The 20,062-nt window shown below is 61.9% G+C and carries 17 protein-coding genes; 12 read left to right on the top strand and 5 right to left on the bottom strand.

Annotated features, from left to right (window positions below; genetic code table 11):
- Nucleotides 1–72: 72 nt before the first annotated feature.
- Both NUV89_RS18020 and NUV89_RS18015 read right to left on the bottom strand, forming a co-directional pair.
- Nucleotides 73–1,725: an acyl-CoA dehydrogenase family protein gene (locus NUV89_RS18020; RefSeq protein WP_257782371.1), complete on the bottom strand. Its 1,653-nt coding sequence runs from the start codon at nt 1,723–1,725 to the stop codon at nt 73–75.
- Nucleotides 1,726–1,815: 90 nt separating this feature from the next.
- Nucleotides 1,816–4,188 carry a 7TM diverse intracellular signaling domain-containing protein gene (locus NUV89_RS18015; RefSeq protein WP_257782370.1) on the bottom strand — a complete coding sequence of 791 codons (2,373 nt, stop codon included), beginning with the start codon at nt 4,186–4,188 and terminating at the stop codon, nt 1,816–1,818.
- Nucleotides 4,189–4,464: 276 nt separating this feature from the next.
- Between NUV89_RS18015 and NUV89_RS18010 the strand changes: the two genes are divergently transcribed.
- The 4 genes from NUV89_RS18010 (at nt 4,465) to NUV89_RS17995 (ending at nt 7,985) form a co-directional block, all read left to right on the top strand.
- Complete coding sequence (locus NUV89_RS18010; RefSeq protein WP_257782369.1) at nt 4,465–5,262, top strand: hydroxymethylpyrimidine/phosphomethylpyrimidine kinase; 798 nt, start codon at nt 4,465–4,467, stop codon at nt 5,260–5,262.
- A gap of 18 nt (nt 5,263–5,280) precedes the next feature.
- Nucleotides 5,281–5,904, top strand: coding sequence for a thiamine phosphate synthase (gene thiE / locus NUV89_RS18005; protein WP_257782368.1), 624 nt, complete (start codon nt 5,281–5,283; stop codon nt 5,902–5,904).
- Between the two features lie 17 nt (nt 5,905–5,921).
- Nucleotides 5,922–7,205, top strand: coding sequence for a glutamate-1-semialdehyde 2,1-aminomutase (gene hemL, locus NUV89_RS18000; protein ID WP_159955966.1), 1,284 nt, complete (start codon nt 5,922–5,924; stop codon nt 7,203–7,205).
- A 225-nt stretch (nt 7,206–7,430) separates the two neighbouring features.
- Nucleotides 7,431–7,985: a tetratricopeptide repeat protein gene (locus tag NUV89_RS17995; RefSeq protein ID WP_257782367.1), complete on the top strand. Its 555-nt coding sequence runs from the start codon at nt 7,431–7,433 to the stop codon at nt 7,983–7,985.
- Between the two features lie 128 nt (nt 7,986–8,113).
- Here NUV89_RS17995 and NUV89_RS17990 read toward each other — a convergent pair whose 3' ends face one another.
- The gene (locus NUV89_RS17990) at nt 8,114–8,440 is read right to left on the bottom strand and encodes a DUF1820 family protein (RefSeq protein ID WP_017735645.1); all 327 of its coding nucleotides are present in this window, start codon (nt 8,438–8,440) and stop codon (nt 8,114–8,116) included.
- 131 nt (nt 8,441–8,571) lie between these two features.
- Here NUV89_RS17990 and miaB point away from each other — a divergent pair, with 131 nt between their 5' ends.
- From miaB to lnt, 5 genes are all read left to right on the top strand, one after another.
- On the top strand, nt 8,572–9,900 hold the full coding sequence (gene miaB, locus NUV89_RS17985; RefSeq protein WP_257782366.1) for a tRNA (N6-isopentenyl adenosine(37)-C2)-methylthiotransferase MiaB: 1,329 nt from the start codon (nt 8,572–8,574) through the stop codon (nt 9,898–9,900).
- A gap of 252 nt (nt 9,901–10,152) precedes the next feature.
- The gene (locus tag NUV89_RS17980; RefSeq protein WP_257782365.1) at nt 10,153–11,157 is read left to right on the top strand and encodes a PhoH family protein; all 1,005 of its coding nucleotides are present in this window, start codon (nt 10,153–10,155) and stop codon (nt 11,155–11,157) included.
- Nucleotides 11,150–11,608 carry an rRNA maturation RNase YbeY gene (gene ybeY, locus NUV89_RS17975; protein WP_124527848.1) on the top strand — a complete coding sequence of 153 codons (459 nt, stop codon included), beginning with the start codon at nt 11,150–11,152 and terminating at the stop codon, nt 11,606–11,608. Before NUV89_RS17980 ends, ybeY begins: the two co-directional genes overlap by 8 nt.
- A 40-nt stretch (nt 11,609–11,648) precedes the next feature.
- Nucleotides 11,649–12,488 carry an HlyC/CorC family transporter gene (locus tag NUV89_RS17970; RefSeq protein WP_017735641.1) on the top strand — a complete coding sequence of 280 codons (840 nt, stop codon included), beginning with the start codon at nt 11,649–11,651 and terminating at the stop codon, nt 12,486–12,488.
- Nucleotides 12,489–12,496: 8 nt separating this feature from the next.
- The gene (gene lnt / locus NUV89_RS17965) at nt 12,497–14,020 is read left to right on the top strand and encodes an apolipoprotein N-acyltransferase (RefSeq protein ID WP_257782364.1); all 1,524 of its coding nucleotides are present in this window, start codon (nt 12,497–12,499) and stop codon (nt 14,018–14,020) included.
- Nucleotides 14,021–14,150: 130 nt separating this feature from the next.
- Here the strand turns inward: lnt and NUV89_RS17960 are convergent, their stop codons facing one another.
- Nucleotides 14,151–14,912 carry a YdcF family protein gene (locus tag NUV89_RS17960; protein ID WP_257782363.1) on the bottom strand — a complete coding sequence of 254 codons (762 nt, stop codon included), beginning with the start codon at nt 14,910–14,912 and terminating at the stop codon, nt 14,151–14,153.
- 97 nt (nt 14,913–15,009) lie between these two features.
- A complete protein-coding gene (locus NUV89_RS17955; RefSeq protein ID WP_257782362.1) occupies nt 15,010–15,327 on the bottom strand; it encodes a hypothetical protein in 318 nt (105 codons plus the stop codon).
- A 262-nt stretch (nt 15,328–15,589) separates the two neighbouring features.
- On the opposite strand from NUV89_RS17955, the gene leuS reads away from it, so the two are divergent.
- From leuS to holA, 3 genes are all read left to right on the top strand, one after another.
- On the top strand, nt 15,590–18,196 hold the full coding sequence (gene leuS / locus NUV89_RS17950) for a leucine--tRNA ligase (RefSeq protein ID WP_257782361.1): 2,607 nt from the start codon (nt 15,590–15,592) through the stop codon (nt 18,194–18,196).
- A gap of 89 nt (nt 18,197–18,285) precedes the next feature.
- Nucleotides 18,286–18,891, top strand: coding sequence for an LPS assembly lipoprotein LptE (gene lptE, locus NUV89_RS17945; RefSeq protein ID WP_257782360.1), 606 nt, complete (start codon nt 18,286–18,288; stop codon nt 18,889–18,891).
- A gap of 39 nt (nt 18,892–18,930) precedes the next feature.
- Nucleotides 18,931–19,968, top strand: a complete 1,038-nt coding sequence (gene holA / locus NUV89_RS17940; protein ID WP_124526350.1) for a DNA polymerase III subunit delta — start codon at nt 18,931–18,933, stop codon at nt 19,966–19,968.
- Nucleotides 19,969–20,062: the final 94 nt, after the last annotated feature.

The following is a 20,062-nucleotide window of genomic DNA, read 5'->3' as shown; positions in this document are numbered from 1 at the left end:
TCAGCTACTGAATAGGTGACTGATACACCGCATTCGCGAGCAAGCCCGCTCCCACATTTTGACCCAGTGTAGTCAGAGGGATTGGGGGGTGGAACGGGCGACGATGGTTTCCACATCCACCCCACGCGGCAACGTGCCGTACACCCGGCCGGACGATTCCCCCAACCGACTGGCAATAAACCCATCACTGACCGCCCCATTCCCCGCCTCCAGCAACAACTTGGCCTGCAACGCCACGGCGATGTCCTCGGTGAGTTGCCGCGCGCGATACTGGATATCCTGGGTGTCCATGAACGCCGATTTCAACTGTTCGATATGCCGCGCCAGCGACTTGTCGCCGTGCCCGTCCCCCAGCTCGACAAACAACGCCTCCAACACCCCCGGCTCTTTGGACAAGGCGCGCAGCACGTCCAGGCACTGCACGTTGCCGGAGCCTTCCCACGTCGAATTCACCGGCGCCTCACGGTACAGGCGCGGCAGGATGCTGTCTTCGACATACCCGGCACCGCCCATGCACTCGGCGGCTTCATTTATCATCGCGGGCGCGCGCTTGCAGATCCAATACTTGCCCACCGCCGTCACCAGCCGGGCGAACTTGGCTTCCTGTTCATCGCCCAGGTGATCCAGCGCACGCCCCATGCGCATGCTCAACGCCAACGCCGCTTCGCTTTCCAGCGCGAGGTCGGCGAGGACGTTCTGCATCAGCGGTTGCTCGCTAAGTACGCGGCCGCCCACCGAGCGATGGGCGCAATGATGGCTGGCCTGGGTGAGTGCCTGGCGCATCAGGGCACTGGAACCGACCATGCAATCGAAGCGGGTCATGGCGACCATTTCGATGATGGTCGGCACGCCTCGGCCTTCCTCGCCGATCATCCACGCCAGGGCGCCACGGAACTCCACTTCGCTGGAGGCGTTGGAGCAGTTGCCGAGTTTGTTTTTCAGGCGCTGGATATAGAACTCGTTGCGCGTGTCATCCGGGCGGTGCCGGGGCAGCAGGAAACAGGTGAGGCCCTTGTCGGTCTGGGCCAGGGTCAGGAAGGCATCGCACATCGGCGCAGAGCAGAACCATTTGTGCCCCACCAGCTCATAGGCCTGGCCGGGGCCGCCGGCGCCCACCGGATACGCGCGGGTGGTGTTGGCGCGCACGTCGGTGCCGCCCTGTTTCTCGGTCATGGCCATGCCGATGGTGGCCCCGGCTTTATGGGCGATGCCGACGTTGCGCGGGTCGTATTCGGTGTTGAGGATTTTCGGCAGCCAGGTGTCAGCCAGATCCGGTTGCAGGCGCAGGGCCGGCACACAGGCGAAGGTCATGGTCAGCGGGCAACCGGTGCCGGCTTCGGCCTGGCTGTGCAGGTAGGTCAAGCCGGCGCGGGCGACGTGGGCGCCCGCCTGCGGATGCGCCCAGGGCAGCGATGGCAGGCCGTGTTCCACCGCAGCGCGCATCAGCTCGTGGTAGGCCGGGTGGAATTCCACCAGGTCGATGCGATGGCCATAACGGTCGTGGCTGTTGAACAGCGGTTTGTTCTGATTCGCCAGGAACCCGGCCGCCATCAGCGGGCCACCGGCCAGCGCACCGTAGGCATCCAGGCGCGCCTCTGCCCAGCCGGCACCGAAGCGCCGCGACCACTCTTGCAGGGGCACGTCGATGCGATACAGGTTGGTGCCGTCCAGGGACGGCGGCTGGTTGGTGACGTCGTGGGTTTCGGCGAACTGATGCAGGTTCATGACGGGCCTCCTGGAAAAAAGGCCACGGTCATTGGCGGCCTGAATTTCAGTTAAGCACCGGCGCTGCGCTTAAAAAAGTGGCATAGGCGCCTAATGTCCGGCGCTTTCGCCCTCGACCTGGCACAGTACACAGCGCTCCAGCACCGCTTGCAACGCCTCGAAACGCACGGGCTTGGCCAGCCGCTCGGTGATGCCGATGCCATGGCAGCGCTCACGGTCTGACGCACTCAGCGATGAACTCAGGGCGATGACCGGCAACTCACCGCAGCCCGGCAAGGCACGGATCTGACAACACAACGAGAAACCGCCTTCAGGCACATCCAGCAACACCGCCTCGAAGGTTTCCCCCTGCAAGGCCGCCAGTGCCGCCGGGCCGCTGTCCACGGTTTTGACCCGGTAACCGAGCTTGAGCAACATGCCGCGCACCGCCAACTGGCCGACGCTGTTGTCATCCACCAGCAACACCGCGCAGTCCTGCGGCGCGCGCTGCGGAATCCGCCCGGCGGCTTTTGGCTCGGACGGCACCGGCTTGACCTCGACTTCCAACTGGAAGCGACTGCCCTTGCGCGGTTCGGAATGATGGGTCAGGCGCCCGCCCAGCAACTCGATCAACTGCCGGCAGATCGCCAGGCCAATGCCCAGGCCGCCGTATTCACGGGTGGTCGAACCGTCGAGTTGGAAGAAACGCTGGTACAGCGTGGCCTCGTCGAGAAAGGCAAAACCGATACCGCTGTCGGTGACGATAAAGCTCAGGCGCAACGCACCTGCGCCATCAGGCACACCGACCACACGCACGCGCACCGCGCCTTGGTGGGTGAACTTGAAGGCGTTATCCAGCAGGCAATCCAGGCACTGGGTCAGCTTGTCTGCGTCGCCGATCACCCGGTCCGGCAGTTCATCCGCGACATCGATGGAAAATTCCAGGCCCTTGCTGTGCGCGCTGGCGCTGAATTGCTGGCGCAAGGTATCGAGCACGCCACGCAGGCTGAACACCTGCGGCTGGGCGGTGAGGCGGCCGGCTTGCAGTTCGGTGAGGGTGAGGATGCCATTGACCATGCGCATCATGTCCCGTGCCGAGCCGGCGGCGGTTTGCTGATACTGCGCGAGGTCAGTGTCCAGGGCCACGGTTTGCATCAGTTCGAGGGAGCCGATCACGCCGTTCATCGGGGTGCGCAGCTCGTGGGTCAGGGTGGCGAGAAATTCGTCCTTGAGCCGGTTACTGCGGGCCAGTTGCTGGTTGAGCACTTCAAGTTTCTGGCTGGCATCGAACAGGATCTGCGCCTGCTGCTCACGCATGCCGTTGATGCGATCCGCCAGGGCCAGCGACAGCAGCGCCACCTCGATGGCCGAGCCGATCTGGCTGGCGTACATGGTGAGAAAGATGTTGGGCAGGTAGCCCAAGACCATCATGGTGTTCACCACTCCACCGAGCAGGAAAGCCGACCAGGCAATGATGAAATAGCGCGCCATGCGCTGGCCGCACAGCCAGGCTTTGATCGCGGCGATAAAGATGGTCACGGTGAACACCAGCGCCAGGCCGGTCGCCAGGCGCAGGGCCACGGCGTAGCTGGTCAGCAGCGCCAGCGCCATCACCAGCGCGCCGCAGGCGGCCAGTGCGAGCAAGATGCGGTCGAGCCAACGGCTGTGCTGCGCGGTATGCAGGAAACTGCGCGCGAACAGGCTGCCGAACAGCGCCGCCGCGCCGATCAGGAACGGCACCGCGGCATTCGTCCACCACGGGTTGTTCGGCCAGAAGTACTCCACGGCCACGCCGTTGACCGACAGCTGGTACAAACCGAACGAGGCGATATAGAGGATGTAATAGAGGTAACTGGTGTCGCGCACGCTCAGGTAGATGAACAGGTTATAGATCAACATCCCCAGCAGCACGCCGTAGATGGCGCCCAACACGTAGAGGCGCAGCGGCTGCTGTTCCAGGTAGGCGGTGCCGGCCCAAAGAGTCAGCGGCGCCTGGATCGAACCTTGGCTTTGCAGGCGCAGGTAGATCGTCTCCTGCTGGTCGGGGACAAAATTGAGCTTGAACAGGTAATTGCTCTGGCGTACTTCCCGGCTGGAAAACGGCAGCGCGCTGCCGGTACGGGTGCTCAGGCGGTAAGCGCCGGTGCTGTCGCGCTGGTACAGGTCGAGGTGATTGAGCGGCGGGTAGGCCAATTCCAGAAACCAGGTGCGTGGCGCGCGAGGGTCCTTGGCCTGGTAATGCAGGTCGATCTTGAGCCAGAACACCGAACGCGAATAACCGGCGTTGAGGGTGGCTTTGTCGTGGGGCTTGAACTGGGCGGCGTAGGCGGGGGAACTGACTTCGGCGATGGTGAGGGCGTCGGTGGGGTCTTCGAGCACTTGCATCACTCGGCCCAGGGGCAGGCTTCGCGTGTCCTGGTTGAACCCGACGGCGTTGGCGAGCAGCGGCAGCCCGCACAACAATAAGATCAAAAAATAGCGCATAGAGCCCCAGCGTGGCCTGTCCGGTTATGTCAAAAAGTCCCCATTCCTTTTGAGAAGACGTATACCGGCGATACTGTTAGTAATTTGGATCCACTCTAGCATAGCTGCTAAAGGCCACTAGAGGCCATGTAAATAAATTTTACGAAGGCTCTAGAACGGCACTTTCAGAGCGATTCCGCGTACTTGGCAAGCGCCAAAAAAGTGCCACAAGCGGGGCAAAATTCAACCATCGCCAGACAGCCACGCAAAAAGCGTTTGGTGGTAAGCTCGCGCACCATGAATATCTACAGCTCTCGCCCCGTTGTCCTCTGTCTCTCCGGCCATGACCCCAGTGGTGGCGCCGGCCTGCAGGCAGATATCGAAGCCCTGCTCGCCCAGGGTTGCCATGCGGCTCCGGCCGTCACCGCCCTGACCGTGCAGAACACCGTCAATGTCAGCGATTTCCGCGTGCTCGACCGTGAGTGGGTACTGGCCCAGGCCAACGCCGTGCTGGGTGACTCCGAAGTCGCGGCAGTCAAGCTGGGCATGCTCGGTTCCACCGCCATGGTCGATACCGTGGTCGAACTGCTGCAGGCGCACCCGCACCTGCCGGTGGTGTGCGACCCGGTGCTGCGCGCCGGTGGCGGTGGCAGCCTGGGCAAGGATGAAGTCGGCTATGCCATGCGCGAGCGGTTGTTGCCGCTGTCGCTGATAGCAACGCCGAACCTGCCGGAAGCGCGCATCCTCGCCGAGCTGCCTGACGGCACGGCGGACGAATGCGCCGCGAAGCTGCTGCCGTATATCAAGCACCTGCTGATTACTGGCGGGCATGGCGACGAGCATGAAGTGCACAACCGTCTATATAGCCGCGACGGCACGCAGCAGACCTTTACCTGCCAGCGCCTGCCGGGCAGTTATCACGGTTCGGGCTGTACGCTGGCCAGTGCGCTGGCGGGTCGGATCGCCCAGGGCGAAGGCCTGGTCAGCGCCGTGCAATCGGCCCTCAACTACACTTGGCGCACCCTGCGTGACGCCGAACAACTCGGCCAGGGCCAGTTTGTACCGCGCCGCCTGCCGCTGGATTTCTGCTCGTAAGACCAAGGGGCTTGCCCGATGAAACTACGTGGCCTGTACGCCATTACCGACAGCCAATTGCTGGCCGGGAAATTCCTCGCCTACGTCGAAGCGGCGTTGGACGGTGGCGTGACCCTGTTGCAGTACCGCGACAAAAGCAGCGACGAAGCCCGGCGCCTGCGCGAAGCGGAAAAGCTGCGGGAGCTGTGCTCGCGCTACAAGACCCAGCTGATTATCAACGACGACGCCGAACTGGCCGCGCGCCTGGGCGTCGGCGTGCACCTGGGCCAGACCGACGGCCCGCTGACGCCCGCCCGCGCACTGCTCGGCCCCAAGGCAATCATCGGCAGCACTTGCCACAGCCAGATCGAACTGGCCGAGCAGGCTGCGAACGAGGGCGCGAGTTACGTCGCCTTCGGTCGATTCTTCAATTCCAGCACCAAACCCGGCGCCCCGGCGGCCACCGTCGAAATGCTGGCCCAGGCCCGCGCGCGCCTGCAGGTGCCGATCTGCGTGATCGGCGGCATCACCCTGGAGAATGCCGAACCGCTGGTGGCCCACGGGGCCGACCTGCTGGCAGTGGTCCACGGCCTGTTCGGTGCCGACAGCACCCAGGAAGTCACGCGCCGCGCCCGCGCCTTCAACGCCCTTCTTAAGATTTGATTTCAGAGAGCCCCATCATGTCCCGTTCCGAAACGCTGTTTGCCAATGCCCAGAAACACATCCCCGGCGGTGTGAACTCCCCCGTGCGTGCGTTCAAGAGCGTGGGCGGCACGCCGCTGTTCTTCAAGCATGCCGAAGGTGCCTACGTCACCGACGAAGATGACAAGCGTTATGTGGACTACGTCGGCTCCTGGGGCCCGATGATCCTCGGCCACAGCCACCCGGACGTGCTCGACGCCGTGCGCAAGCAGTTGGAACACGGCCTGTCCTACGGCGCACCGACGGCGATGGAAACCGAGATGGCCGACCTGGTCTGCTCCATCGTTCCATCGATGGAAATGGTGCGCATGGTCAGCTCCGGCACCGAAGCCACCATGAGCGCGATCCGCCTGGCCCGTGGTTTTACCGGCCGTGACAGCATCATCAAGTTCGAAGGCTGCTACCACGGCCACTCCGACAGCCTGCTGGTGAAAGCCGGTTCCGGCCTGCTGACCCAGGGCGTACCAAGCTCGGCCGGTGTACCGGCTGCATTCGCCAAACACACCCTGACCCTGCCATTCAACGACATCGCCGCCGTCGAGCAGATGCTCAATGAAGTGGGCCAGGACGTGGCGTGCATCATCGTCGAGCCGGTGGCCGGCAACATGAACTGCGTACCGCCGGCGCCGGGTTTCCTCGAAGGCCTGCGCGAACAGTGCGACAAGCACGGCGTGGTGCTGATCTTCGACGAAGTGATGACCGGTTTCCGTGTGGCCCTCGGCGGCGCGCAAGCGCACTACGGCGTAACGCCAGACTTGAGCACCTTCGGCAAGATCATCGGTGGCGGCATGCCCGTCGGCTGCTTCGGCGGTAAGCGCGAAATCATGCACCACATCGCCCCGCTGGGCCCGGTGTACCAGGCCGGCACCTTGTCCGGCAACCCACTGGCCATGGCCGCCGGCCTGACCACCCTGCGCCTTATCAGCCGCCCGGGTTTCCACGCCGAACTGACCGACTACACCACGCGCCTGCTCGACGGCCTGCAACAGCGCGCCGACGCCGCGGGTATCCCGTTTGTCACCACTCAAGCAGGCGGCATGTTCGGCCTGTACTTCAGCGGTGCCGACGATATCGTCACCTTTGATGACGTGATGGGCAGCGATGCCGACCTGTTCAAACGCTTCTTCCACCTGATGCTGGAAGGCGGCGTGTACCTGGCGCCGAGCGCATTCGAAGCCGGCTTCACCTCGATCGCCCATGGCGAAGCCGAGCTGAAACTGACCCTGGATGCCGCCGAGCGCGCATTCGCCGCCTTGAAATAAGCCGATGCACATTCTGACGTTGCCCACCGCAGCGTCAGATTTGCTACTTTGCTTACAGACATTTCCTTGTTTTTTCGAGAATTCACCTGCAATCCGGCAGATAACTTGCCCAACCAGCAGAAAAACGAGTAAAGACTTTGTAAGCAGAGGCCTGCTTATTTCATAATGCGCGCTTATTGGATCCCGCGAGGGTCCGCGCGCCCCGTCAGAGGTAAGTCGATTCCCATGAAACGCACCGGCCGCACCCTGGTTCTGGGCTGCCTGTTGCTCCTTCAGCCGCTGCTGGCGCATGCACAAGCGGGCGGCAACTCGTTGTTAATCCCAGCGATGGGTCGTTGCACCCTCAATACCCAGCCAGACAGCCAGGCCGAAGCCCTGAGCGCGTGCCAGAAACAGGCCGACGGCGGGGATGCGCAGGCGCAATACGAGTTGGGCGAGTACTACCACGACAGCAATAACCCCGCTCGCGACCTCAACAAAGCCTTGAGCTACTTCGAGAAAGCCTCGCTGCAGGGCCATGCCGAGGCCCAATTCAAGCTGGGCACCATGTTCTTTCATGGCGAAGGCGTGCCGGCGAACAACGTCCAGGCCTATATCGTGCTGAAAATGGCGGCGGTCAACGGTGCAGAGGATGCGCTGGATACGGCTGACGAAGTGGCCGAGCATATGCAGCGTGATGAATTGGAAGTGGCGACCCAGGTGCTGGGGCAGATCTTTCGCAATTATTTGCAGGAATTGCAGAGTGCGGATGGGCGTTCGCCGTTCTCACCCCTGCCCTAAGTCTCCAGTGCTTTTGAGGGCCTCTTCGCGAGCAAGCCCGCTCCCACATTTGAATGCATTCCAGAGCTGGAACTCGGTCAAATGTGGGAGCGGGCTTGCTCGCGAAGGCCGCGACGCGGTCTAAAGCCCTACTTCTCAGGCATCGGCATCGGAAACGGCATCACATTGCCCATGCCCCGCGCCTCGCTGATCTTCGGCGTGCCCAGGCGCTCGACTTCATCGATGCGCACAATCGAATGCATCGGCACAAAACTGCGCACCACACCCTCGAACTGAGCCTTGAGCTTCTCTTCGCCCGGATCGACGACCAACTGGGTGCGCTCGCCAAAGACGAATTCCTCCACCTCCAGGAAACCCCACAGATCGCTCTGATAGATCTGCTTGGCGTACATTTCGAACACCTGGCCCTGGTTGAGGAAAATCACCTTATAGATTGGAGCTTCACGTTTGGTCATGGTGGGCGAGCAACACATCGGGGATATAAAAGAGGGCGCGAACTATAGCATGGCACCCGATGCACAACGCTAGGAACCAATGGGCATGCCCCCTATAATGCGCGGTTCTTTACCACCAGTTGACGATTCCCATGGCCAAGAAGCTTTACATCGAAACCCACGGTTGCCAGATGAACGAGTACGACAGCTCGCGCATGGTCGATCTGCTGGGCGAACACCAGGCCCTGGAAGTCACCGCCCGCGCCGAAGATGCCGACGTGATCCTGCTCAATACCTGCTCGATCCGCGAACGGGCCCAGGACCGTGTGTATTCGCAGCTGGGCCGCTGGCGTGAATTGAAACTGGCCAACCCGGAGATGGTGATCGCCGTCGGCGGTTGCGTGGCCAGCCAGGAAGGCGCCGCCATTCGCGACCGCGCGCCCTATGTCGATGTGGTCTTCGGCCCGCAGACCCTGCACCGCCTGCCGGAAATGATCGACGCCGCGCGCATCACCAAGCTGCCTCAGGTCGATGTGTCGTTCCCCGAAATCGAAAAATTCGACCACCTGCCCGAACCGCGCATCGACGGGCCGAGCGCCTACGTGTCGGTGATGGAAGGTTGCAGCAAGTACTGCACCTTTTGCGTGGTGCCCTACACCCGTGGCGAAGAAGTCAGCCGGCCATTTGACGATGTCATGTCGGAAATCATCCACCTGGCCGAAAACGGCGTGCGTGAAGTGACCCTGCTGGGCCAGAACGTCAACGGCTATCGCGGCCTGACCCATGATGGCCGCCTGGCCGACCTGGCGGAGCTGATCCGCGTGGTCGCCGCCGTCGACGGCATCGAGCGCATCCGCTACACCACCTCGCACCCGCTGGAATTTTCCGACAGCCTGATACAGGCCCACGCCGACGTGCCGGAGCTGGTAAAACACTTGCACTTGCCGGTGCAGTCGGGCTCGGACCGCATCCTGTCGGCGATGAAGCGCAACCACACCGCCCTGGAATACAAATCCAAACTGCGCAAATTGCGCGCGGCCGTGCCGGGCATCTGCATCAGTTCGGACTTTATCGTCGGCTTCCCCGGCGAGACCGAGAAAGACTTCCAGCAGACCATGAAGCTGATCGAAGACGTTGGTTTCGACTTTTCCTACTCGTTCGTCTACAGCCAGCGCCCCGGCACACCGGCCGCCGACTTGCTGGACGAAACCCCGGAAGCGCTGAAAAAAGAGCGCCTGAACGCGCTGCAGCATCGGCTGAACCAGCAGGGGTTCGAGATCAGCCGACAAATGGTCGGTTCCACCCAGCGCATCCTGGTCACCGACTATTCGAAGAAAGACCCGGGCGAGCTGCAAGGCCGCACCGAGAACAATCGGATCGTCAACTTCCGCTGCGACAATCCGACCCTGATCGGGCAGTTTGCCGACGTGCACATCGACGCGGCGCAACCGCACTCGTTGCGGGGCTCGCTGATCAACTGATCGCAAAAACCCGAAGACAAATGAAGATCAAATGTGGGAGCTGGCTTGTCGGGCCGCCGCATCGCTGCGATAGCGGTGTAACAGGCTACATCTATCTTGGATGCGCCGGCCCTTTCGCAGGCGAGCCAGCTCCCACAGGGGTTCTTCATTGGTCTGGAGAGTGAAGCCAGCCCATTTAAGTGCTTTCGCACGCCGGCCACTGGCGTTATTCTCTATTTCACCTCAACAGCCAAAGGGCGGCTAAAAGCGACCTTGAACGCACCCATCGTAGAACCCCATCGTTTTCTCCTCGAGCCGTTTGAGGCTCGCCGTTTCGCCAACCTGTGCGGACAGTTCGACGAGCACCTGCGCCTGATCGAACAACGCCTGGGCATCGAGATCCGCAATCGCGGCAATCAGTTCGAGCTCATTGGTGAAGCCCAGCCCACTAAATCTGCAGAAAACCTGCTGCGCCGCCTCTACCGCGAAACCAAGGGTAGTGAGCTGTCGCCGGAAACCGTGCACCTGTATTTGCAGGAATCGGCTGTGGAAGACCTGGCCAACAACCCGGTGGCCGAAGCCAGCGTGGCCCTGCGTACCAAGAAAGGCATGATTCGCCCAAAAGGCTTGAATCAGCAGAAGTACGTCAAGGCAATCCTGGGTAACGACATCAATTTCGGCATCGGCCCCGCCGGTACCGGCAAGACCTACCTGGCCGTGGCCTGCGCCGTGGACGCCCTTGAGCGCGAGCAAGTGCGCCGCATCCTGTTGGTGCGCCCGGCGGTCGAAGCGGGCGAAAAGCTCGGCTTCCTGCCCGGCGACCTCGCACAGAAGATCGACCCGTACCTGCGCCCGCTCTACGACGCGCTGTACGAGATGCTTGGCTTTGAATACGTGGCCAAGTTGATCGAGCGCCAGGTGATCGAGATCGCCCCGCTGGCCTACATGCGCGGCCGCACCTTGAGCAACAGCTTCATCATCCTCGACGAAAGCCAGAACACCACGGTCGAGCAGATGAAGATGTTCCTGACCCGCATCGGGTTCGGCTCCACGGCCATTATCACCGGCGACATTACCCAGGTTGACCTGCCCAAGGGCACCAAGTCGGGCTTGAGCCATGTGATTGAAGTGCTCAAGGACGTGCCGGGCATCAGCTTCACGCACTTCTCGCCCAAGGACGTGGTGCGCCACCCGCTGGTGCAGCGCATCGTCGAAGCCTATGAGCGCTTCGAACACCGTGACGATGGTTTGTCCAAGGACGCCCGCCGCGATGCTTGAGCTCGACCTGCAACTGGCCACCGAAGCGCCCGCCCCCAGCGAAGCACAGTTCCGCCAATGGTGTGCCCTGGCCCTGCGCCAGCGCACTGCCGACTCGGAGCTGACCATCCGCCTGGTGGACGAGCCCGAAGGCCGCGAACTGAACCACACCTGGCGCCAGAAGGATTACGCGACCAACGTGCTGTCCTTCCCCGCCGACGTGCCCGATGAGTTACTGGACATCCCACTGCTGGGTGACCTGGTGATCTGCGTCGAAGTCGTCGAGCGCGAGGCCAAGGAACAAGGCAAGGCACTGGAAGCCCATTGGGCACATCTGGTCATCCACGGCTGCTTGCATCTCTTGGGTTACGACCATATAGACGATGACGAAGCCGAGGAAATGGAAACACTGGAACAAACGTTGCTTGCAGAATTGGGTCATCCAGACCCTTACGCAGATGACGAAAACTAAGACACTCAACTGAAACAACAAAGGATTTAGAGTAATCGCTATGAGCGAAGACCGATCGAGCAACGGGCAGAAGTCATGGCTGGGTAAACTGACCCAGGCTTTTGCCCACGAGCCGAAAAACCGCCAGGAGCTGCTGGAGCTGCTGCGCGAGGCCCACCAGAACAAATTGCTGGACAGCGAAGCGCTGGCCATCGTCGAGGGCGCCATCCAGGTCGCTGACCTGCAAGTTCGCGACATCATGGTCCCGCGCTCGCAGATGATTAGCATCAAGGCGACCCAGACCCCACGGGAATTCCTCCCGGCCGTGATCGACTCGGCGCACTCGCGCTACCCGGTGATCGGTGAAAGCCATGACGACGTCATGGGCGTCCTGCTGGCCAAGGACCTGTTGCCGCTGATCCTCAAGGAGAACGGCGACAACTTCAACATCAAGGACCTGCTGCGCCCGGCCACCTTCGTGCCCGAGTCCAAGCGCCTGAATGTGCTGTTGCGCGAGTTCCGCGCCAACCACAACCACATGGCCATCGTGATCGACGAATACGGCGGCGTGGCTGGCCTGGTGACCATTGAAGACGTGCTGGAACAGATCGTTGGCGACATCGAAGACGAGCACGACGTCGAAGAAGACAGCTACATCAAGCCGCTGCCCAGCGGTGACTTCCTGATAAAGGCGCTGACGCCGATCGAGAACTTCAACGAGTTCTTCGACAGCGAATTCTCCGACGATGAATTCGACACCGTAGGCGGCCTGGTGATGAATGCGTTTGGCCATCTGCCAAAACGCAATGAAACCACCGAGATCGGCGCGTACCGCTTCCGCATCCTCAATGCGGACAGCCGTCGTATCCATCTGATTCGCCTGACACCTATTGCCCGCTAAGGATTGATATGCGCCGTCTGACCCGCCCCGGCTGGCCCGGTAATTTGCTGGCCGTGGTGGCCGGCGCCATCACCACCTTGGCGCTGGCGCCGTTCGATCTGTGGCCGTTTGCGCTGATCGCCGTCGGATTGTTCTATATCGGCCTGCGGGAACTGAGCCCACGCCAGGCCCTGGGCCGTGGCTGGTGCTTCGGTTTCGGCCTGTTCGGCGCCGGCACCAGCTGGATCTACTACAGCATTCACCACTTCGGCGGCGCTTCGGTGCTGTTGGCGGGCTTGCTGATGCTGGCGTTTACCGCCGCCATCGCTCTGTTCTTCGCCCTGCCCGCCTGGTTGTGGGCGCGCTGGCTGCGCCGCAATGAAGCACCGCTGGCCGATGCGCTGACCTTTGCGGCTTTGTGGGTCGGCCAGGAAGCGTTTCGCGGCTGGTTCCTCACCGGTTTCCCGTGGCTTTATTCCGGTTACAGCCAGCTCGACGGCCCATTGACTGGCCTCGCGCCAGTCGGCGGGATGTGGCTGATCTCCTTCGCCCTGGCGCTGACCGCCGCTGTTCTGTGCAACCTGCCGCGCCTGTTGGCGAGCAAGCGCAACGCCTTTATCGGTGCGGGCCTGGTGTTGTTGGTGGCGCCATGGGCCATCGGCCTGGCCCTCAAGCATCACGCCTGGACCACGCCGTCCGGCGCACCGCTGACCGTCGCCGCGATCCAGGGCAACGTCGCACAAAGCATGAAGTGGGACCCCGAGCAGCTCAATGCGCAGCTGGCGCTGTACCGCGACATGAGCTTCGCCTCCAAGCCGGTGGACCTGCTGATCTGGCCGGAAACAGCGGTGCCCGTGCTCAAGGAGTCGGTTGAAGGCTATCTGGGGATGATGGGCAAGTTCGCCGCCGACCGGCACAGCGCGCTGATAACCGGCGTGCCGATCCGCCAGGAAGTGCATCACCAGAAGCGCTACTTCAACGGCATCACCGTGGTCGGCGAAGGCGACGGCACTTACCTCAAGCAGAAACTGGTGCCGTTTGGCGAGTACGTGCCGCTGCAGGACATGCTGCGCGGGCTGATTGCCTTCTTCGACCTGCCGATGTCGGACTTCGCCCGCGGCCCGGCCGACCAGCCGATGTTGCAGGCCAAGGGTTATCAGATTGCGCCGTTCATCTGCTACGAAGTGGTGTACCCGGAGTTCGCCGCGGGCCTTTCCGCCCGCAGCGACTTATTGCTGACCATCAGCAACGACACCTGGTTCGGCACCTCCATCGGCCCCTTGCAGCACCTGCAAATGGCGCAGATGCGTGCACTGGAAGCCGGCCGCTGGATGATCCGCGCCACCAACAATGGCGTGACTGGCCTGATTAACCCGTACGGGCAGATTACGGCGCAGATCCCGCAGTTCGAGCGCGGGATTCTTTATGGCGAAGTGGTGCCGATGCACAACCTCACGCCGTATCTGCAGTGGCGGTCGTGGCCGTTGATTATTGTGTGTTTGATGTTGTTTGGCTGGGCGCTGTTGGCCGGTCGAATGGCCAAAACCGTTTGATCGGTGAACACAAAAGCAATGTGGGAGCTGGCTTGCCTGCGATAGCGGACTGCCAGCCAACATCTCTTCCAGCTGACCCACCGCCATCGCAGGCAAGCCAGCTCCCACAGTTGATCCACTGTGTTGCGGGTTATCGGTAAAAAAGCCGGTATCCCACCTGCCCCACCGCCTCATTAATCAACTGCCCACTCTGCCAGATCGACTTGAATTCCGGCATCCAGCCGCCCAACGGCCGGGCGTTGTCCGCACCGAGAAAACCCACCGGCCCTGGCACCACGGTGAAGCCCGCCTGTTCAAAGCTCCACACCGAACGCGGCATGTGCCAGGCCTGGGTCACCACCACCACGCGCTTGACGCCTTCGGGCAGCAGCATTTCGGCACTCATCTGCGCGTTTTCCCAGGTAGTACGGCTGCGCTCTTCCTTCCAGCGCACCGTTACACCGAAGTCATCCTTCAGCGACACGGCCATCAATTCGCCCTCGCTGGGCGGCGTGCCGTAGTGCAACCCTCCGCTGGTCAACACCGGCAACCCCGACGCCTTGGCCAGACGTGCTGCATAACGCTCGCGCTCAAGCCCGATGCCGGTGGGCTGATCGGCACCCCACGCCGGATCGCCGCGCTCGCGCCCTGAACCCAGCACCACAATGGCGTCGGCGCGTTGTGCCAGGGTTGCCCACTCTTCCCGCGCCAACGGCGGCTCAGTCTCAAGGGCGCGGGCGCCCCACTCCACCATCACTGGCAAACTCATCAACCACATCCCGCCCAGCCCTAGCGCAAAGCAACACCCGGCCAGCCGCGGGCGGCTGCGACGCAACCACCAGGCAAGCGCCAGCAACAGCAAGAAAAGGCCAGGGGGCAATAACAGTTGTTTGATGAAATAACGAAAAGGCATCGGGCATCTCCAAAGATGCCCGAAGCCTAGATGCAACGGGATTTAGCGACAATCTTTACCAGCACAATTCAAGAAGGTTTACAGATAACGCTGTGCATCACTTGCACCGTACGGCCCGTAGTTTTTCCGGGCCGCGAGCGGCAGGCAAGTCTTTCAGCCAAACCACCTTGGCCGAGCGCAAGGCCTCTTGGGCGAGCGGGGAGGCCTGCCCAAGCGATGCGCGGTGGTGATTGGACTCCAGGAAAACCTTGATAAGTTCAAGCTCTGCCTGGCTCAAGCCACGCAACTCCAGCTCTTCAGGCCGCTCATCACACAATCGGCCTGCTGTTTTTGCTGCATCCAATGCACGACCCAAACGGTCGATCAGTCCTTCGTACAACTGCGGTTTCGTTAAAGTTCGCTGCGATTCGGCCATCCCCTCACCTCATTGAAGAAAAGTCTTGCTCCCCAATAAACAGCGTAGCCCCCGTAGCTGCACCTGCCTGGTGCCGCGACAGACGGCCCCTGCTGCGCAATCAGGGTTTCCCTCGATAGAGTGGGGTCATGTATGCTACGGCGCTTCCTGTAACTCCACTTCCCGCAGGGTTTGGGCATGGACGCGCCGCTTTTTGGTGTCGATCAACCTGAACGTTGCACCGAAGAGGATTAGGCCACCCCTATTCAGTTCAAAAGTAGCCATGCACGAACAATATCAGCCCCGTGAAATCGAAAATGCCGCCCAAACCTTCTGGGACGAGCAAAAGTCCTTTGAAGTCAGTGAACAGCCAGGCAAGGAGACTTACTACTGCCTATCGATGTTCCCTTACCCCAGCGGCAAGCTACACATGGGGCACGTGCGCAACTACACCATCGGCGACGTAATTTCGCGCTACCAGCGCATGCTCGGCAAGAACGTCCTGCAACCCATGGGTTGGGACGCCTTCGGCATGCCGGCGGAAAACGCCGCGATGAAAAACAACGTGGCCCCCGCCAAGTGGACCTACGAAAACATCGCCTACATGAAGACCCAGCTGCGCAGCCTGGGCCTGGCAGTGGACTGGTCCCGCGAAGTGACCACCTGCAAGCCGGATTACTACCGCTGGGAACAATGGCTGTTCACTCGCCTGTTCGAAAAAGGTGTGATCTACAAAAAAAGCGGCACCGTTAACTGGGACCCGATCGACCAGACCGTACTCGCCAACGAACAGGTGATCGACGGTCGCGGCTGGCGTTCCGGCGCGCTGATCGAAAAGCGCGAAATCCCGATGTACTACTTCAAGATCACCGCCTACGCGGATGAACTGCTGTCGAGCCTCGACGACCTGCCGGGCTGGCCTGAACAGGTCAAGACCATGCAGCGCAACTGGATCGGCAAGTCCAAGGGCATGGAAGTGCAGTTCCCCTACAACGTCGATTCCATCGGCGTTGCGGGCGTACTGAAAGTCTTCACCACCCGTCCAGACACCTTGATGGGCGCGACCTACGTCGCCGTGGCCGCCGAGCATCCGCTGGCCACCCAGGCTGCACAGAACAACCCTGAGCTGCAGGCGTTCATCGCCGAATGCAAAGGCGGCAGTGTGGCCGAAGCCGACGTCGCCACCCAGGAGAAAAAAGGCCTGCCGACCGGGCTGTTCGTCGAGCACCCACTGACTGGCGAAAAACTGCCGGTGTGGGTCGCCAACTACGTGCTGATGCACTACGGCGATGGCGCCGTAATGGCTGTGCCGGCCCACGACGAGCGTGATTTCGAGTTCGCCACCAAGTACGACTTGCCGATCAAGTCCGTGGTGCGCACCAGCTCCGGCGAGACCAACCCGGCCCCATGGCAAGACACCTACGGCGAGCACGGCACCCTGGTCAATTCCGGCGAGTTCGACGGCCTGGACTTCCAGGGCGCGTTCGACGCCATGGAAGTGGCACTTATCAAGAAAAACCTGGGCGCCTCGCGCACCCAGTTCCGCCTGCGCGACTGGGGCATCAGCCGCCAGCGCTATTGGGGCTGCCCGATCCCGATCATCCACTGCGAAACCTGCGGTGACGTGCCGGTGCCGGAAGACCAACTGCCGGTCGTCCTGCCGGAAGACGTGGTGCCGGACGGCGCCGGTTCGCCATTGGCGCGCATGCCTGAGTTCTACGAATGCAGCTGCCCGAAATGCGGCCAGCCTGCCAAGCGTGAAACCGACACCATGGACACCTTCGTCGAGTCCTCGTGGTACTACGCCCGCTACGCCTCGCCGCACTACGAGGGTGGCCTGGTCGAGAAATCCGCAGCCGACCATTGGTTGCCGGTGGACCAGTACATCGGTGGTATCGAACACGCCATTCTTCACCTGCTGTACGCGCGTTTCTTCCACAAGCTGATGCGTGACGAAGGCCTGGTGAGCTCCGATGAGCCGTTCAAGAACCTGCTGACCCAAGGCATGGTGATCGCCGAGACCTACTACCGCCGTGAAGCCAATGGTGCCTACACCTGGTTCAACCCGGCGGACGTCGAGTTGGTGCGTGACAGCAAAGCCAAGGTCATCAGCGCCAAGCTGATCTCGGACGGCCTGCCGGTGGAAATCGGTGGCACCGAGAAGATGGCCAAGTCGAAGAACAACGGCGTCGACCCACAGTCGATGATCGACCAGTTCGGCGCCGACACCTGCCGCCTGTTCATGATGTTTGCCTCGCCGCCGGACATGAGCGCCGAATGGTCCGACTCTGGCGTCGAAGGTTCGCACCGTTTCCTCAAGCGCGTCTGGCGCCTGGCGCATGCCCATATCAGCCAGGGCCTGCCGGGCAAACTGGACGTTGCCGGCCTGAGCGATGAGCAGAAAGTCATTCGTCGCAGCACGCACCTGGCCATCCGCCAAGCGAGCCAGGACGTGGGCCAGAACCACAAGTTCAACACCGCCATCGCCCAGGTGATGACGCTGATGAACGTGCTGGAAAAAGCCCCGCAAGCGACCGAACAGGACCGCGCACTGATTCAGGAAGGCCTGGAAACGGTCACCCTGCTGCTGGCGCCGATCACACCGCACATCAGCCACGACCTGTGGAACCGACTGGGCCACGACGGCGCCGTCATTGATGCGGCCTGGCCACAGCAGGATGACAGCGCCCTGGTCCAGGACACGCTGCAACTGGTGATCCAGGTCAACGGCAAGCTGCGTGGCCAGATCGACATGCCCGCCAGCGCCAGCCGTGAAGACGTCGAAGCCGCCGCACGCGTCAACGAGAACGTGCTGCGCTTCACCGAAGGCCTGACGATCCGCAAAGTGATCGTCGTGCCGGGCAAACTGGTCAATATCGTCGCCAGCTAAATCGGATCGGGCGCGGGGTTCGAACCCCGCGCCGAACAAAACCTTCAGGGCCTCGAGAAGGCCCACCTGGTTTCAAGGGGAGCAACACAATGATCAAACGCAATCTGCTGGTGATGGGCCTTGCCGTACTGCTGAGCGCTTGCGGCTTCCAGCTGCGCGGTACCGGCACCAATGACCTGACGATCAAGGAACTGGATGTCAGCGCACGCGACGCTTACGGCGATACCGTGACCCAGCTGCGCCAGGTTCTGGAAAGCAGCGGCGTGCACGTCTACACCGGCGCGACCTACAAGCTGTTCCTGGCCAACGAGAAAGACACCCAGCGTAACCTGAGCTACGCCAGTGCTGGCCGCGCTTCCGACATCGAACTGGCCACCGAACTGACCTTCGAAGTCCGTGGCCGCGATAGCTTGCCGCTGATGGGTGACAAGATCGTCGTCCAGAAAATCGTCAGCCACGACGGCAACAACCTGGTCGGCTCGGACTCCGAAACCATCCAGGTACGCAAGGAAATCCGCCGTGAACTGGTACAGCGCATGATGCTGCGCCTGCAAATGCTCACACCGGAAAAACTCGAAACCTTGCAGCAAGCCGCCGACAACAAGGCCAAGGCTGACGCCGACGCCCTGAAAGCCGCGCAAGAGTACGAAGACAACACGCCGAAACAATCGCCTGTTGAAGTCCCAGTCGAGTAAGCCAGACGGGGCGCCCCAAGCGCCCCGTTCGCCCCGCCTATGAAACTCGCCCCCGCCCAACTCGCCAAACACCTGCAAGGTGGCCTTGCGCCTGTCTATATCGTCAGCGGTGATGACCCGCTGCTGTGCCAGGAAGCCGCCGACGCCATCCGCACCGCCGCCCGCCAGCAAGGTTTCGATGAACGCCAAGTGTTCAGCGCCGACGCCAGTTTCGACTGGGGCACGCTGCTGCAAGCTGGGGCGAGCATGTCCCTGTTCGCCGAAAAACGCCTGCTGGAACTGCGCCTGCCGTCCGGCAAGCCCGGTGACAAAGGCGCAGCCGCCTTGATGGAATACTGCTCACGCCCGGCCGAGGACACGGTGCTGCTGATAAGCCTGCCCAAGCTCGACGGCAGTGCGCAGAAAACCAAGTGGGGCAAGGCGTTGGTGGAGGGTCCGCAGACCCAGTTCATCCAGATCTGGCCGGTGGACAGCAATCAGTTGCCGCAGTGGATTCGTCAGCGCCTGTCCCAGTCGGGGCTGTCGGCGACGCAAGATGCTGTGGAACTGATCGCCGCGCGGGTTGAAGGCAACTTGCTGGCCGCCGCCCAAGAGATCGAAAAGCTCAAGCTGATGGCCGAAGACGGGCAGATCACCGTCGAGACCGTACAGGGCGCGGTGGCTGACAGCGCGCGTTTTGACGTGTTCGGGCTGGTGGATGCCATTCTCAACGGCGAACCCGCCCATGCCTTGCGCATGCTCGAAGGCCTGCGCGGCGAAGGCGTGGAGCCACCGGTGATTCTCTGGGCCCTGGCCCGTGAGCTGCGGGTGCTGGCCAATATTGCCCTGCAATACAGCCAAGGCACGCCGCTGGACAAATGCTTCAGCCAGGCCCGGCCACCGGTGTGGGACAAGCGCAAACCCCTGATGAGCAAAGCCCTGCAACGGCACTCGGCGCAACGCTGGGCGCAACTGTTGCTGGAAGCGCAGCGCATTGATGCACAGATCAAGGGCCAGGCCGCGGGTTCGCCGTGGATGAGTTTGAGCCGCTTGTCGCTGTTGATGGCCGGCCAGCGCCTGACACTTCCCGCCGAATAATCCCCTTTCAAAAACACTGCACATCCAATATGGGAGCGGGCTTGTGTGGGAGCGGGCTTGCTCGCGAAGGCGGTGTGTCAGTCGCAGGATATGT

The sequence above is a fragment of the Pseudomonas sp. 18.1.10 genome, from assembly GCF_024655625.1.
Classification (GTDB): Bacteria; Pseudomonadota; Gammaproteobacteria; order Pseudomonadales; family Pseudomonadaceae; genus Aquipseudomonas.
Note: the sequence above shows the minus strand (reverse complement) of the source record. Positions and strands in the feature narration are given on the sequence as shown.

What these genes read in the sequence shown, in the direction of transcription:
- thiE (WP_257782368.1), top strand. Translation starts at nt 5,281, where the DNA reads ATGAAACTACGTGGCCTGTACGCCATTACCGACAGCCAATTGCTGGCC.
- NUV89_RS18020 (WP_257782371.1), bottom strand. Translation starts at nt 1,725, where the DNA reads ATGAACCTGCATCAGTTCGCCGAAACCCACGACGTCACCAACCAGCCG.
- NUV89_RS17995 (WP_257782367.1), top strand. Translation starts at nt 7,431, where the DNA reads ATGAAACGCACCGGCCGCACCCTGGTTCTGGGCTGCCTGTTGCTCCTT.
- ybeY (WP_124527848.1), top strand. Translation starts at nt 11,150, where the DNA reads ATGCTTGAGCTCGACCTGCAACTGGCCACCGAAGCGCCCGCCCCCAGC.
- NUV89_RS17970 (WP_017735641.1), top strand. Translation starts at nt 11,649, where the DNA reads ATGAGCGAAGACCGATCGAGCAACGGGCAGAAGTCATGGCTGGGTAAA.
- holA (WP_124526350.1), top strand. Translation starts at nt 18,931, where the DNA reads ATGAAACTCGCCCCCGCCCAACTCGCCAAACACCTGCAAGGTGGCCTT.
- NUV89_RS17990 (WP_017735645.1), bottom strand. Translation starts at nt 8,440, where the DNA reads ATGACCAAACGTGAAGCTCCAATCTATAAGGTGATTTTCCTCAACCAG.
- hemL (WP_159955966.1), top strand. Translation starts at nt 5,922, where the DNA reads ATGTCCCGTTCCGAAACGCTGTTTGCCAATGCCCAGAAACACATCCCC.
- NUV89_RS18010 (WP_257782369.1), top strand. Translation starts at nt 4,465, where the DNA reads ATGAATATCTACAGCTCTCGCCCCGTTGTCCTCTGTCTCTCCGGCCAT.
- lptE (WP_257782360.1), top strand. Translation starts at nt 18,286, where the DNA reads ATGATCAAACGCAATCTGCTGGTGATGGGCCTTGCCGTACTGCTGAGC.
- NUV89_RS17955 (WP_257782362.1), bottom strand. Translation starts at nt 15,327, where the DNA reads ATGGCCGAATCGCAGCGAACTTTAACGAAACCGCAGTTGTACGAAGGA.
- leuS (WP_257782361.1), top strand. Translation starts at nt 15,590, where the DNA reads ATGCACGAACAATATCAGCCCCGTGAAATCGAAAATGCCGCCCAAACC.
- NUV89_RS18015 (WP_257782370.1), bottom strand. Translation starts at nt 4,188, where the DNA reads ATGCGCTATTTTTTGATCTTATTGTTGTGCGGGCTGCCGCTGCTCGCC.
- lnt (WP_257782364.1), top strand. Translation starts at nt 12,497, where the DNA reads ATGCGCCGTCTGACCCGCCCCGGCTGGCCCGGTAATTTGCTGGCCGTG.
- NUV89_RS17960 (WP_257782363.1), bottom strand. Translation starts at nt 14,912, where the DNA reads ATGCCTTTTCGTTATTTCATCAAACAACTGTTATTGCCCCCTGGCCTT.
- miaB (WP_257782366.1), top strand. Translation starts at nt 8,572, where the DNA reads ATGGCCAAGAAGCTTTACATCGAAACCCACGGTTGCCAGATGAACGAG.